The sequence below is a fragment of the Actinocrinis sp. genome, from assembly GCF_035605935.1.
Lineage (GTDB): Bacteria > Actinomycetota > Actinomycetes > Streptomycetales > Catenulisporaceae > Actinocrinis.
Genome location: NZ_DATNGK010000242.1, coordinates 1 through 14,037 on the forward strand (window position 1 = coordinate 1; position 14,037 = coordinate 14,037).

Genomic DNA, 14,037 nt, shown 5'->3' on the forward strand with positions numbered 1-14,037 from the left:
TCCCCGCGGCCGGTGCCCGAGGCCATGTCAGGACTCTGTGGTTGATCGATCGCGCGTGCGCGGCTGACCTGCCGCCGGGCCTCAACCGCCTCGCCTCGCCGTAACGCAGACAAGCGCAATGGCAGCGACCGCCGCAGGCGCCGCGCGCCCGACTTTTTCGGCCGCGCGGTGCCTGTGTCGTTTTGGATTGACCGGAAAGCGTACCGATTCTACTAGGATCTAGTACAATCGCTTCATGGCAACAGTCACTGTCAGCGAACTCAATCAGCAGACAGCGCGCGTGCTCGAGCGCGTCAAGAACGGCGAACCCATCACAGTCACGGAGTATGGGCGCGCCATCGCCCGGATCGTGCCGGACGCACCATCGACCGGTGACCCGCTGCTCGACGCGCTGATCGCGCAGGGCCGACTGATTCCGGCCGCAAACCCGGGCTTGATCCCGCCGACGCCCCCGAGGACGGATTCGGACAGCGACCTAAGCCTGTCTGAGCAGCTCATTCGCGACCGTGAAGAAGAACGATACTGATGATCTACCTTGACACATCAGCCGTCCTGAAACTCGTCCTTCCGGAAGCCGAAACCACCGCGCTCGAACTCTGGCTGGCTGAGCGAACCGGCCTGCCCCGAGTGTCATCCAGACTGTTGCGGATTGAGCTGTTGCGCACGGTAAGGCGGTACGCACCGACGCGAGCCGAACGCGCGCACGTTGTGCTGTCCGCTGTCGCACTCGCCAGCATCGACGACGCCGCGAGCACAGCAGAGACAGTCGGGGAACCATTACTACGCAGCCTTGACGCGATTCACCTGGCGACCGCGCTGGCGATGCGGTCCACGCTCACCGCGTTCGTAACGTACGACAAGAGGCTCGCGTCCGCCGCATCAGCCGCTGAGCTACCGGTAGCAGCTCCCGCGTGACAATTCAGCTGACCGGCTTCGGGGACCAGGTCAGGCCGACGCCGTGCAGTTCGCAGGAGGCGAGCCGGAACAGTTGCTCGCGGCCGCCGAGGAACACCGCCGCGCCGAGCACTTCGTAGTAGGAAGCCGGCGCGCCGTCGGTTGGCTCGTCGGGCTTGCCGGTGAACTTGCCGAAGCCGACCTGGTACTGGTCCTTGATGATGCAGACGAGGTCTCGTTGCGCGCCGAGCTGCCGAATCAGGTCGACGAACGCGGCGCGGCCCTCCCGGGTCCAATGGCCCAGGGAATTGGACGTGAACACGCACGGGATTGCGGTGCCGGGCACGCCGTCTACTGCATCGGGCAGGGTGCGCAGCGCATCACCCTTGCGCAACCGGACTGGTCGGCGGGCCGCGTGGGCGAGCGCCGTGCGCAGGCGCTCGCGGCGGTCGGTGTGTTCCGGCCAGATCAGCGCATCGAGCCAGGCGCGCGCATCGGGGTCGGCCGGGTCGAGCGGATTGATGTCCAACCCGACCCGCGAGGCGATTCGGACGTTCTTGGGGACGAACGGGGCGAGTGCCTTGGTCGCCGCGGCCGCGGGTCCGCGGACCGCGCAGTGGAAGTCGGGCACGCCGTCGGCGCTCCCCTCCCCCGCCGTCAGCTCGCTGCCATCTTCGAACTCGTATACGTACGCGTATCGGTCGGCGTGTAGCAACAGCCCGGCGCTGGCTCCGACCTCGATCAGGCCGAGCGGACGGCGCGTGCACGCCTGCGCCCAGCCGAGGGCGGGAAAGAGTTGTGCTGCGCGCAGCGCCTCATTGGTCTGGGTCTCACCGGTGGCCAGCACGCGCTCGATCTGCTCGCGGTGCGCCAGTACGAAGCTGGTGAACGTCCCGGCCAGCGCGTCATCCGGCGCTCGGGTGCCGCCTAGCGACGGGTAGTAGGCGGCCAGTTCGCTGTCGGGTTCATCGAACAACGTCCGTTGCACGGCCGCGAAGAGCAGGTTGGGGATCCGCTGCCGCTCCGGAGCGGCGGTGAGAACGTCCCCGATCGGGCCGCCGTCCTGCAGATCCTGCGAGACGAACATGGTCAGCGCGGTGTAGAGCGGCGAGGATTTAGCCGCCTCCTCGACGAGGAACAGCTGGAAGTTGCGCAGAGCCTCAGACACGCGCCGATCTTAACGCCGCGGCGCCGGGCGTAACGGGCTCAGGCCTCGCCGCGCAACTTGGCCAGCGCCTCGGCCAGGATCGCCTCGCCGTCCTCATCGGAACGCCGCTCGCGCACGTAGGCCAGGTGCGTCTTGTACGGTTCGGTACGGGGCGGGGCCGGCGGATTGTCCTGATCGGGACCGGCCGGGAAGCCGCAGCGCGGGCAGTCCCAGGTCTCCGGGATCTGGGCCTCGGAGGCGAAACTCGGCTTGGTCTCGTGGCCGTTGCAGCAGTAGAAGCTTATCCAGATCCGGGGGGCAGTCTCGCCGCGCTCGGCTTCCCCCATAGGTCCGGCGCCGACCCGACTTCCGCGAATCGCGTTGCCACTAGCCACTGTTGTTCTCCCTGACAGGATCGATCCTCGCCCCCGTACGGTGCGCGATGCACCAGTGTACGAGCGAAAACGGAGACGTGTACGGCGCTCGTCTCGGTTCCAGCCGGAGGCGATCTGGATATGTCAGACAATATAACGCGCCGTCATCCTCGTGAACGGGATGACGGCGCGTCAACGTACTGCGTCCCGGCCGGTAGGGGCGTGCTACGGCTTGTAAGTGATCCCCAGCGCGATGATCGAGGCGAGCCAGATCACCGCGAGCACGATGGTGATCCGGTCCAGGTTCTTCTCCACCACCGAGGAACCGCCGTGCTGCGAGGTGAAGCCGCCGCCGAACATGTCGGACAGGCCGCCGCCCTTGCCCTTGTGCAGCAGCACGAAGACGATCAGCAGCAAGCTGGTGACTGCGAGGATGACCTCAAGCGTGACGACCACGTGCGGTTCTTCTCTCTACTACTGACAAGTGGGGACGAAGGCCAGGGTCGAGCTTACCCGCCCCGCGTCCCCCCAGGCCAGTTCCGGTCGCGTGCTGCTCGGTCAGGAGTTGACGGCCTGATCCCGGTAGCGCACGATCCGCACGAAGTCCTCGGCGTCCAGGGAGGCGCCGCCGATCAGCGCGCCGTCGATGTCCTTCTCGGCCATGATTCCGGCGGCGTTCGAGCCCTTGACCGATCCGCCGTAGAGGATGCGCACCTTCGCGGCGGTCTCCGCGCCGAAACTTTCCTCGAGCCGGCCGCGGATCGCGCCGATGACCTCCTGCGCGTCGGCCGGGGTGGCCACCTCTCCGGTGCCGATCGCCCACACCGGCTCGTACGCGATCACGCTCTGCTCGACCTGCTTCGCGGACAGGCCCGCGAGCGAGCCGTCGAGCTGGGTGAGCGTGTATTCGACGTGGGTGCCTGCCTTGCGGATCTCCAGACCCTCGCCGACGCACACGATCGGGCTGACGCCGCTGCCCAGCGCCGCCTTGGCCTTCGCCGCCACCTGCGCGTCGGACTCGGCGTGGTATTGGCGCCGCTCCGAGTGGCCGACCACGACGTAGGCGCAGCTGAGCTTGGCGAGCATGGCCGCGGAGACCTCGCCGGTGTACGCGCCGGAAGCGTGCTGCGAGACGTCCTGCGCGCCGTACTTGATCTTCAGCTTGTCGCCGTCGACCAGGGTCTGCACCGAGCGCAGGTCGGTGAACGGGGTGAGCACCGCGACCTCGACCGCGGCGTAGTCCTTGTCGGTCAAGGAGAAGGCGAGCTTCTGGACGTGCGCGATGGCCTCGAAGTGGTTGAGGTTCATCTTCCAGTTGCCCGCCATCAGCGGGGTGCGTGCGTCAGCCATGGCTCAGCCCTCCAGAACGGTGATGCCGGGCAGTGCCTTGCCCTCCAGGTACTCCAGCGACGCGCCGCCGCCGGTTGAGATGTGGCCGAACGCGGCCTCGTCGAAGCCAAGTGTGCGTACAGCCGCGGCCGAGTCGCCGCCGCCGACCACGGTGAACGCGCCCGAGTCGATCAGGCCCTGCGCGAGCGCGCGGGTTCCGCCGGCGTAGGGCTCCATCTCGAACACGCCCATCGGGCCGTTCCAGAACACGGTCTTGGTGCCGGCCAGCTTTGACGCGAACAGCTTGCCGGACTCCGGGCCGATGTCCAGGCCGAGCCGGTCGGCCGGGATCGCGTCGGCGGCGACGACCTCGTGCTCGGCGTCTGCGGCGAACGCGGTCGCGGCGACGATGTCGACCGGCAGCACGATCTCCACGCCGTTGTCCTTGGCCCGCTCCAGGTAACCGGTCACGGTTTCCAGCTGGTCCTCTTCAAGCAGCGACTTGCCGACTTCGTGGCCCTGGGCCTTGAGGAAGGTGAAGACCATGCCGCCGCCGATCAGGATCCGGTCGGCCTTGTCCAGCAGGTTGTCGATGACGCCGAGCTTGTCGGAGACCTTGGAGCCGCCGAGCACGACCGCGTACGGGCGCTCGACGTCCTCGGTCAGCCGCTTGAGCACGGCCAGCTCCGCGTTGATCAGATAACCGGCGGCGCTGGGCAGGTCCTCGGCGATGTCGTAGACCGAGGCGTGCCGGCGGTGTACCGCGCCGAAGCCGTCGGAGACGAACAGATCAGCCAGCTGCGCGAGCTGGTCGGCGAACTTGCCGCGCTCGACCGCGTCCTTGCTGGTCTCCGCCGGGTTGAACCGGACGTTCTCCAGCAGCGCGATCTCGCCGTCCTTGAGGGCCGCGACGGTGGCCTTGGCCGACTCGCCGACGGTGTCGGTGGCGAAGGCTACCGGCTTGCCGAGCAGTTCGCCGAGCCGCACGGCCACGGGGGCGAGCGAGTACTTCTTGTCCGCTTCCGGGTCCACGCCCTTCGGCCGGCCGAGGTGCGCGGTCACGATGACCTTCGCGCCGCGCTCGAGCAGCGCCTTGAGGGTGGGCACCGAGGCGCGGATCCGGCCGTCGTCGGTGATGCGCGTGCCGTCGAGCGGCACGTTGAGGTCGGCGCGGACAAGTACCCGCTTGCCGGAGACCTCGAGATCGTCAATGGTCTTCATCGCTACTCCTGAGTGGGGATGCAAGGCAGGACCCGCACGACAAGTCTGTCGTGCGGGTCCGTTAGTTAGTGCACCGGGTGTACCCGAAGCGGTCGGCTACAGCTGCGCGCCGACGTGCGCGATCAGGTCGACCAGGCGGTTCGAGTAGCCCCACTCGTTGTCGTACCAGCCGGCCACCTTGACCTGGTTGCCCTGCACCAGGGTCAGCTTCGAGTCGAAGATGCAGGAGGACGGGTCGGTGACGATGTCCGCGGAGACGATCTCGTCGGTGGTGTACTTCAGGAAGCCCTTGAGCGGGCCCTCCTCGGCGGCCTTCTTGAACGCCGCGTTGACCTCGTCCTTGGTGGTCTCGCGGGAAAGGTCGACGGTCAGGTCGGTGATCGAGCCGACCGGGACCGGCACGCGGAACGCGAAGCCGTCCAGCTTGCCCTTGACCTCGGGGATGACCACCGAGATGGCGCGGGCGGCGCCGGTGGAGGTCGGGATGACCGACTGCGGGGCCGAGCGGGCGCGGCGCAGGTCGATGGTGCCCTTGCGGGTCAGCGCGATCTGGTCGAGCAGCTGCTGCTCGGTGGTGTACGCGTGGATCGTGGTCATCAGGCCCTTTTCGATGCCGAACTCGTCGAGCAGGACCTTGACCAGCGGGGCCAGGCAGTTGGTGGTGCAGGACGCGTTCGAGATCACGTGGTGGTTCGACGCGTCGTACTTGTCCTCGTTGATGCCCATCACGACGGTGATGTCCTCGTCGCTGGCGGGGGCGGAGATGATGACCTTCTGCGCCCCGGCCTCGATGTGCTTGCGCGCGTCGGCGCCCTTGGTGAACAGGCCGGTGGACTCGAGGACGACGTCGGCGCCGAGTTCCTTCCACGGCAGTGCGGCCGGGTCACGCTCGGAGACCACCTTGATCGCGGTGCCGTTGATCACCAGGGTGTCGTCGGTGGCCTCGACGGTGCCCGGGAAGCGGCCCAGGGTGGTGTCGTACTTGAGGAAGTGGGCCAGGATCTCGGGCTTGGCCAGATCGTTGATGCCGACGATCTCGATGTCCGCGCCCGAGGCCACCACGGCCCGGAAGAAGTTGCGGCCGATGCGGCCGAAGCCGTTGATACCAACGCGGGTCGTCACGAACCGGTCTCCTCGCTCATGCACGCCTGCCGGGGATCCGCACGCTCCCGACTCGGCATGCCGGTGATATCCGTTTAGTCGACCTCAACTTATCGCGGCAAAGGATGGCTAAGCCAACCGGCCCGGATGTTGGTATTACCTGCTGGTAACAAGGTTTGAAACAACAAAAGTCCACACCAGACGCACACGTACCGCGGCAAGTCCGATACTTTCTCCGGTCGCGGCGAGCGTGCCTGTTAAAAGCACCGCTTCTCCGCCTGACGCCTAGTCACTCAGCGCCGATGCCGGCATCGGCGAACAGCTCCGGCGTCAGGCTGGCCTCGGTGCCGGGCAGGCCGAGCTCCGAGGCACGGCGGTCGGCCAGAGCCAGCAGCCGGCGGATGCGCCCGGCGACCGCGTCCTTGGTCAGCGGCGGTTCGGCCAGCGCACCCAATTCCTCCAGCGAGGCCTGCCGATGCTCCAAGCGCAGCCGGCCGGCGACGGCGAGGTGCTCGGGTGCTTCTGGGCCGAGGATTTCCAGCGCCCGGCCGACGCGCGCACCCGCCGCGACCGCCGCACGCGCGGACCGCCGCAGGTTGGCATCGTCGAAGTTCGCCAACCGGTTCGCCGTCGCGCGCACCTCGCGGCGCATCCGGCGCTCTTCCCAAGCCAGCACCGACTCGTGCGCGCCGAGCCGGGTGAGCAGCGCGCCGATCGCGTCGCCGTCGCGGACCACGACCCGGTCCACGCCTCTTACCTCGCGGTTCTTCGCGGACACGCCCAGCCGCCGCGCTGCGCCGACCAGAGCGAGCGCCGACTCCTGCCCGGGGCAGGTGATCTCCAGGGCCGAGGAGCGGCCGGGCTCGGTCAGCGAGCCGTGCGCCAGGAAGGCCCCGCGCCACGCCGCCTCCGCGTCACAGATGGACCCGGAAACGACCTGCGGCGGCAGTCCGCGGATCGGCCGTCCCCAGCCGTCCACCAGGCCGGTCTGCCGGGCCAGCGCCTCGCCGTCCTTCACCACGCGCACGATGTACCGGCTGCCGCGCCGCAGGCCGCCGGGAGCCATCACGCCGAGTTCGGAGGTGTGGCCGTACACCTCGGCGATGTCCTTGCGCAGCCGCCTTGCTGCCGCCGCGGTGTCGAGTTCCGCCTCGATCACGATGCGGCCCTGCACGAGGTGGATCGAGCCGGCGAACCGCAGCAGCGAGGCGGCCTCCGCCTTGCGGCAGCACGGCTTCACCACCGTCAGCCGGCTCAGCTCGTCCTTGACCGCCGCGGTCATCGCCATGGCCTCGCGGCCTCCTCGCTCGCCTGTTCTCGGATCCCCCGGTTCCCCGGGCGTGCACTGCCGGGGCGCCCACTGCCGACGAAGATCCGTCCGGCCGGGCACCGCTGTAGCGTAACGGCCCATGCGCCGCGGACCTTCCCTATCCGCGTGCACGTCACTGGTCAGGATGACACTCGGACGGCGCAACCCGCAGCACCGTGACTGAAAGGACTCCGGACCGACGCCTGACGCAGCGCCGACTACACCAGAAGTGGACGCAATACGGTCGCGAGCCGTTGCGGGTCGTGGTACGGCATTCCGCCCTCTGCCGCGACAGCGGCGGTGTGCACCTGCGCGCCGAGCGAGGCCGCGGCCTTGGCCAGCTGGAGCCCTTCGTCGCGGCCGCGTATCGAGCCGGGGTCGACCACGATCACGTCCAGCCGCAGCGCCGGGGAGTGCGCGGCAAGCACCTCGACGTGATCGGCGGCGGTGTAGCCGTCGGTCTCGCCCTTTTGCGGCACCAGGTTGAGCACCAGCATGCGGCGGGCGCGGGTGGTGGTCAGCGCCTCGGCGAGCCCCGGCACCAGCAGGTGCGGCAGCACGCTGGTGAACCAGGAGCCGGGGCCGAGAATCGCCCAGTCCGCCTCGTGGATCGCGGCGACCGCCTCGGGCACGGCCGGCGGGTTCTCCGGCAGCAGCCGCACGGCCAGCACTTCGCCGGGGGTCTTGGCCAGGGCGTGTTGCCCGCGCACCGTGGTGATCGTGTCGGGGCGTCGCGGGTCGGCGCCGCGCACGGTCGCCTCGATCTCCAGCGGCACCGCGGACATCGGCAGCACCCGGCCCTGCGCGCCGAGTAGCCGGCCGACCCAGTCGAGCGCGCCGACCGGATCGCCGAGCTGTTCCCACAGCGCGACGATGAGCAGATTGCCGAGAGCGTGTCCGGCCAGTTGACCATCGCCGGAGAAACGGTGCTGCAAGGCGTTGGCCCAGGTGCGGCCCCACTCGTCGTCGCCGCAGAGCGCGGCGAGCGCCATCCGCAGGTCGCCGGGCGGCAGCACGGCCAGTTCGCGACGGATGCGGCCGCTGGAACCGCCGTCGTCGGCGACCGTCACCACAGCGGTGAGCCGGTTGGTGACCCGGCGCAACGCGGAGAGGCAGGCATACATGCCGTGGCCTCCGCCGAACGCGACAACAGCTGGGGTAGGCGGCCCATCGGCAGCGCCCGCGCCGTAGCGCAGCGACCGGGCTACCCGCGTCTTCGCAGGGGTCTGTGACCGGGGAGGGCGCTGCGCGCTGTCTTCGGGTCCGATCACTCGCGTCCCATGTCCCGGTGGACCACCGTGGTATCCACGCCGTCGTCGATCAGGCGCGCCGCGATCTGTTCAGACATCGCGACACTGCGGTGTTTCCCGCCGGTGCACCCTACCGCAAGGGTCAGATAACGCTTTCCCTCCCTTCGATACCCGGCGGTGATGGTGCGCAACACTTCACTGTAGGACTCGAGCAGGTCTTTCGCGCCGGCCTGTGCGAGCACGTATTCGCTCACGTCGTGATCGAGCCCTGTCTTGGGCCGCAGCTCCGGGATCCAGTGCGGGTTGGGCAGGAACCGGCAGTCCACCACGAGGTCCGCGTCGACCGGCAGGCCGTACTTGAAGCCGAAGGACATGACGGTCGCGCGCAGTTCGGCCTCCGCCGAGCCGGAGAACACGCTCTCCAGCACGGCGCGCAGTTCGTGCACGTTGCGGCTGGAGGTGTCGAGCACCAGGTCGGCCTCGCCGCGCAGTTCGCGCAGCAGCTCGCGCTCGCGGGCGATCCCGTCGGTGATCCGGCCCTCGCCCTGGAGCGGATGCGGCCTGCGCACGTTCTCGAATCGGCGCACCAGCACATCGTCGGCAGATTCGAGGAAAACGATGCGGTGGCGCAGCCCACCGGAGTCCATCTGCTCAAGCGCCTCGTGCAGGTGCTCGAAGAACGAGCGGCCGCGGACATCGACCACGACCGCGATGCGCGGCACGCTGCCCTGGGTACGCGCGGCCAGGTCGACCATGGTGGGGATCAGGCTCGGCGGGAGGTTGTCCACGACGAACCAGCCGAGGTCTTCGAGTACCTTGGCGGCGGTGGACCGGCCCGCCCCGGACATGCCCGAGATCACGACGAGCTCAGGCGGCTCGCCGCCGGTCTGCTCGGACTCCGTCGCGCTCGCTGCGGCGCTCACCATCGTCTCTCAGTCCCCCTTGGACTCGGCGTTGCCGGTGGTGCTGAAGTATTCAGTTGTGTTGGGGCCGTCTGTATCGGAGCCGTCTGTGCTGAGCCTGTCACGGCCAGCCGATGATCCGCCCCCGAGCGCGGACCGAACGGCCCCTAATTGTCACCCTCTTCGATGATCTCACCTGTTGCGGTATTGATCGCATACGGGCGTGGCACAGTCGTCGCCGCGCCCTTCTGCTCGGCCAGGGCCGCAGCGATCGAGGCAGCGGTCGCCGGGCCGATACCCGGCACCTCGGCCAGCTGGTCCGCCGTGGCTGCCCGCAGCGCCTTGACCGAGCCGAAGTGTTTCACCAGCGCCTTGCGCCGCACTTCGCCGAGGCCTGGGATCTGGTCGAGAGCGCTGACGATCATGCTCTTCGAGCGCTTCTGGCGGTGGAAGGTGATCGCGAAGCGGTGCGCCTCGTCGCGCACCCGTTGCAGCAGGTACAGGGCCTCACTGGCGCGTGGGAGGATGACTGGGTCCTCTTCACCGGGTAGCCAGATCTCCTCCATCCGCTTGGCCAGGCCGGCGACCGCGATTTCGTCGATGCCGAGCTCCCCGAGGGCGCGGGCCGCGGCGGCGACCTGCGGCGGGCCGCCGTCGACCAGGACCAATTGTGGCGGGTATGCGCTACGGCTGAGTTTCTCGCCGTCGTCGATCGGCTCGCCGTTCATGATCACGGTTTCGGGGGCGCCCTCGCCTTCCTCGGGCAGCAGGGCCTCGCCACGCTTGGCCGTCTCGGCGAGGTACCGGCGGAAGCGACGGGTCAGCACCTCGTGCATCGAGCGGACATCGTCCTGGCCCTCGAAGCTCTTGATGGTGAAGCGGCGGTACTCGGACTTGCGGGCCAGTCCGTCCTCGAAGACCACCATCGAGGCGACCACATTGGTGCCCTGCAAGTTGGAGATGTCGTAGCACTCGATGCGCAGCGGCGCCTGGTCCATGCCGAGGGCGTCGGCGATGTCCTGGAGGGCCTGGCTGCGCGTGGTCAGGTCAGCGGCGCGCTTGGTTTTGTGCAGGACGAGGGACTGCTTCGCGTTGCGCTCGACGGTTTCCATGAGGGCGCGCTTGTCGCCGCGACGGGGCACGTGCAGGTCAACCTGGCCGGTGGCGTGGGACGAGCCGCCGTTGGTCGCGCGCAGGGCGGTGAGCCATGCGGAGATGGCGGCGCTGTCTTCGGGCAGGGCCGGCACCAAGATCTGGCGCGGCACCGCCTCGCCGGACTGCTCGCCGTAAAGCTGCTGGAGGAAATGCTCGACCAGGCCGCCGGTGTCCAGTTCCTCGACCCGGTCGACCACCCAGCCGCGCTGACCGCGCACCCGGCCGCCGCGCACATGGAAGACCTGCACCGCGGCCTCGAGTTCGTCCTCGCTGATGCCGATGACATCCGCGTCGGTCCCGTCGCCCAGGACGATGGCGTTGCGTTCCAGGACGCGTTCGAGGGCCGCGAGGTCGTCGCGCAACCGGGCGGCCTTCTCGAATTCGAGCTCGGCGGCGGCCTGCTTCATCTCGGTTTCCAGCCGCTTGGTGTACGCGGCGGTGTGCCCGGCGAGGAAGGCGCAGAAGTCTTCGACGATGCGGCGGTGCTCGTCTTCGGTCACCCGGCCGACGCAGGGCGCTGAGCATTTGCCGATGTAGCCGAGCAGGCAGGGCCGGTCGGAAAGCTGCGCGCGTCGATATACGCCGTTGGAGCAGCTGCGCATCGGGAAGACCCGCAGCAGCGCGTCCACGGTCTCGCGGATTGCCCAAGCGTGCGCGTAGGGACCGAAGTAACGCACGCCTTTGCGCTTCGGGCCGCGCATCACTTGGACGCGCGGGATCTGCTCGCCGATGGTCACCGCAAGGCTCGGGTAGGACTTGTCGTCGCGATAACGGACGTTGAATCGCGGGTCGAACTCCTTGATCCAGGCGTATTCCAGCTGGAGGGCCTCGACCTCGGTGTTGACCACGGTCCACTCGACCGAGGCGGCGGTGGTCACCATCGCCTGGGTGCGCGGGTGCAGCGCGGCGAGGTCCTGGAAGTAGTTCGACAGCCGCGAGCGCAGATTCTTGGCCTTGCCGACATAGACGACGCGGCCGTGCGGATCGCGGAACTTGTAGACCCCTGGCTGGGTGGGGATCGAGCCGGGGCCCGGTCGGTAGGTCGCCGGATCGGTCACAGTCCCACCCTAGTGCGCCGGGGTGACAGCCAGGCGCCGAGCAGGGATTGCGGCGCAACGCCGCCCCGCGCGCCGAACAGCGGCTCCGGCGCGTGGGGCAGGGCGCGAGTCAGGCCAGGGTGATCTGGGTTCCCGAAACCTTGATGTTCTTCGCGGCCAGCGGCGCTGGGGCCGGCCCGCTGATGACCGAGCCGTCCTTGGCGCTGAACACGGAGCCGTGGCAGGGGCAGGTGATCTGGTTGTCTGATACCGAGCCGACGGTGCAACCCTGGTGGGTGCAGACGGCGGAAAATGCCTTGTAGGTGCCGGAGGCCGGCTGGGTGATCACGATGCCGCCGTCGGCGTTGACGATCTTGCCGCCATCCACCGGGATGTCCGAAGTCGTCGCGAGGACGCTGCCGCCGGAGCCCGCGCCGGAGCCGGCGGACGCGGCCGCGGACGAGGCGCCGCCGCCGGCCGCGGCGTTGTTGTTCGAGCTGCCGGTCGAGGCGCCGCTGGACGAGCTGCCGCAGGCGGCCGCGGTCAGGCCGATGGCCGCGGCGGCGCCGCCGACCCCGGCTGCGCGCAGCACACTCCTGCGACTAGAACCACAGTGGCTCGAACCACAGCAAGTCTGCTCGTCGGTCAGCTCGGCGGTCTGCTGCTCGGTGGTTTCCAGGGCCATCAGTGAATTCCTCCACGAGAAAAGCGATGTCGGGCGACAGCGTAGCCACGCTGGCCGCCCGACTCTGTCACGGTGTCCTGAAAAACGGATGAGCGCACGTAGCGGTTCAGATCATCGGTGTCTAAGTGGACTTGCGGCCAGAAAGTTACCTGCGGCAAAGGTTCCGCCCCGGCCAGGGGTCTCAGCTGGCCAGGATCTCCTTCAAGACAGTATTTCCTTCAAGAACCTGCCGGTGTGCGAGGCCTTGTTCTTGGCCACCTGCTCCGGGGTGCCCTCGGCGACTACCAGGCCGCCGCCGTTGCCGCCCTCCGGGCCCATGTCCACGATCCAGTCCGCGGTCTTGATCACGTCGAGGTTGTGCTCGATCACGATGACCGAGTTGCCCGAGTCCACCAGCCGCCCGAGCACGCCGAGCAACTTGCGGATGTCCTCGAAGTGCAGGCCGGTGGTCGGCTCGTCGAGCACGTACACGGTGCGGCCGGTGGAGCGGCGCTGTAGTTCCGAGGCCAGCTTCACGCGCTGCGCCTCGCCGCCGGACAGCGTGGTCGCGCTCTGGCCGAGGCGCACGTAGCCGAGGCCGACGTCGTTGAGCGTCCTGAGGTGCCTGGCGATGCCGGGGATTGCCTCGAAGAACTCATGGGCCTCGGCGACCGGCATCTCCAGCACCTCGGAGATGGTCTTGCCCTTGTAGTGCACCTGGAGCGTCTGTTCGTTGTAGCGCTTGCCGTGGCAGACCTCGCAGGGTACGTACACGTCCGGCAGGAAGTTCATCTCGATCTTGATGGTGCCGTCGCCCTGGCAGTTCTCGCAGCGGCCGCCCTTGACGTTGAACGAGAACCGGCCGGGCAGGTAGCCGCGCACCTTCGCCTCGGTGGTCTCGGCGAACAGCCGGCGGATGTGGTCGAAGACGCCGGTGTACGTCGCCGGGTTGGACCGCGGGGTGCGGCCGATCGGCGACTGGTCGACGTGCACCACCTTGTCGAGGTGATCGACCCCTGCGACTCGGGTGTGCCGCCCGGGGACCGCGCGCGCTCCGTTCAACTCGCGGGCGAGGTGCGTGTAAAGGATGTCGTTGACTAGCGTGGACTTTCCGGATCCGGACACGCCGGTGACGGCGACGAAGCAGCCGAGCGGGAAGCTGACGTCGATGTCCTTGAGGTTGTGCTCCCGCGCGCCGTGCACGGTCAGCACCCGCTTGGGGTCCACCGGGCGTCGCTGTGCGGGCAACTCGATGCGCATCCGGCCTGACAGGTACGCACCAGTGAGCGAGTCTTCGGAGTCGAGCAGATCAGAGACCGGGCCGGAGACGACCACGTGCCCGCCGTGCTCGCCAGCGCCGGGGCCGATGTCCACCACCCAGTCGGCGACCTTGATGGTGTCCTCGTCGTGCTCGACGACGATCAGGGTGTTGCCGAGGTTGCGCAGCCGCAACAGGGTTTCGATCAGCCGGTGGTTATCGCGTTGGTGCAGACCGATGGACGGCTCGTCGAGCACGTACAAAACCCCGACGAGGCCGGAGCCGATCTGGGTGGCCAGCCGAATGCGCTGGGCCTCGCCGCCGGCCAGGGTGGCCGAGGCGCGGTCCAGAGAGAGGTAGTCCAGGCCCACGTCGACCAGGAACTGCAGCCGCTCG

Annotated in this window: 13 protein-coding genes and 1 pseudogene; 2 read left to right on the forward strand and 12 right to left on the reverse strand. The window is 68.6% G+C overall.

Annotated features, from left to right (window positions below; all coding sequences use genetic code 11):
- The first annotated feature begins 235 nt into the window (after positions 1-235).
- Both VN779_RS19495 and VN779_RS19500 read left to right on the forward strand, forming a co-directional pair.
- The gene (locus tag VN779_RS19495; protein WP_325725400.1) at positions 236-526 is read left to right on the forward strand and encodes a type II toxin-antitoxin system prevent-host-death family antitoxin; all 291 of its coding nucleotides are present in this window, start codon (positions 236-238) and stop codon (positions 524-526) included.
- Positions 526-915, forward strand: a complete 390-nt coding sequence (locus VN779_RS19500; RefSeq protein WP_325725402.1) for a type II toxin-antitoxin system VapC family toxin — start codon at positions 526-528, stop codon at positions 913-915. The genes VN779_RS19495 and VN779_RS19500 overlap by 1 nt, the downstream gene beginning before the upstream one ends.
- A 4-nt stretch (positions 916-919) precedes the next feature.
- Here the strand turns inward: VN779_RS19500 and VN779_RS19505 are convergent, their stop codons facing one another.
- From VN779_RS19505 to uvrA, 12 genes and pseudogenes are all read right to left on the reverse strand, one after another.
- A complete protein-coding gene (locus VN779_RS19505) occupies positions 920-2,062 on the reverse strand; it encodes a DUF2332 domain-containing protein (RefSeq protein WP_325725404.1) in 1,143 nt (380 codons plus the stop codon).
- A gap of 38 nt (positions 2,063-2,100) precedes the next feature.
- Entirely contained in the window at positions 2,101-2,436 is a 336-nt protein-coding gene (locus VN779_RS19510) for an RNA polymerase-binding protein RbpA (RefSeq protein WP_325725406.1), read from the reverse strand.
- A gap of 204 nt (positions 2,437-2,640) precedes the next feature.
- The gene (gene secG, locus VN779_RS19515) at positions 2,641-2,871 is read right to left on the reverse strand and encodes a preprotein translocase subunit SecG (protein ID WP_325725408.1); all 231 of its coding nucleotides are present in this window, start codon (positions 2,869-2,871) and stop codon (positions 2,641-2,643) included.
- A gap of 102 nt (positions 2,872-2,973) precedes the next feature.
- Positions 2,974-3,765, reverse strand: coding sequence for a triose-phosphate isomerase (gene tpiA, locus VN779_RS19520; protein WP_325725410.1), 792 nt, complete (start codon positions 3,763-3,765; stop codon positions 2,974-2,976).
- Positions 3,766-3,768: 3 nt separating this feature from the next.
- Positions 3,769-4,965 (reverse strand): phosphoglycerate kinase, encoded by a 1,197-nt coding sequence (locus VN779_RS19525; RefSeq protein ID WP_325725412.1) that lies wholly within the window; start codon positions 4,963-4,965, stop codon positions 3,769-3,771.
- Between the two features lie 96 nt (positions 4,966-5,061).
- Positions 5,062-6,087: a type I glyceraldehyde-3-phosphate dehydrogenase gene (gene gap, locus VN779_RS19530; RefSeq protein WP_325725414.1), complete on the reverse strand. Its 1,026-nt coding sequence runs from the start codon at positions 6,085-6,087 to the stop codon at positions 5,062-5,064.
- A 268-nt stretch (positions 6,088-6,355) separates the two neighbouring features.
- Positions 6,356-7,354 carry a DNA-binding protein WhiA gene (whiA, locus tag VN779_RS19535; protein WP_325725416.1) on the reverse strand — a complete coding sequence of 333 codons (999 nt, stop codon included), beginning with the start codon at positions 7,352-7,354 and terminating at the stop codon, positions 6,356-6,358.
- 239 nt (positions 7,355-7,593) lie between these two features.
- Positions 7,594-8,646 carry a gluconeogenesis factor YvcK family protein gene (locus VN779_RS19540; protein WP_414639725.1) on the reverse strand — a complete coding sequence of 351 codons (1,053 nt, stop codon included), beginning with the start codon at positions 8,644-8,646 and terminating at the stop codon, positions 7,594-7,596.
- Positions 8,643-9,551 carry an RNase adapter RapZ gene (gene rapZ / locus VN779_RS19545; protein WP_325725418.1) on the reverse strand — a complete coding sequence of 303 codons (909 nt, stop codon included), beginning with the start codon at positions 9,549-9,551 and terminating at the stop codon, positions 8,643-8,645. The genes VN779_RS19540 and rapZ overlap by 4 nt, the downstream gene beginning before the upstream one ends.
- 143 nt (positions 9,552-9,694) lie before the next feature.
- Positions 9,695-11,740, reverse strand: coding sequence for an excinuclease ABC subunit UvrC (gene uvrC, locus VN779_RS19550; RefSeq protein ID WP_325725420.1), 2,046 nt, complete (start codon positions 11,738-11,740; stop codon positions 9,695-9,697).
- A 109-nt stretch (positions 11,741-11,849) separates the two neighbouring features.
- A complete protein-coding gene (locus tag VN779_RS19555; protein WP_325725422.1) occupies positions 11,850-12,404 on the reverse strand; it encodes a Rieske (2Fe-2S) protein in 555 nt (184 codons plus the stop codon).
- 207 nt (positions 12,405-12,611) lie between these two features.
- Positions 12,612-14,037 (reverse strand): annotated as a pseudogene (gene uvrA, locus VN779_RS19560) (excinuclease ABC subunit UvrA); the annotation flags it as partial.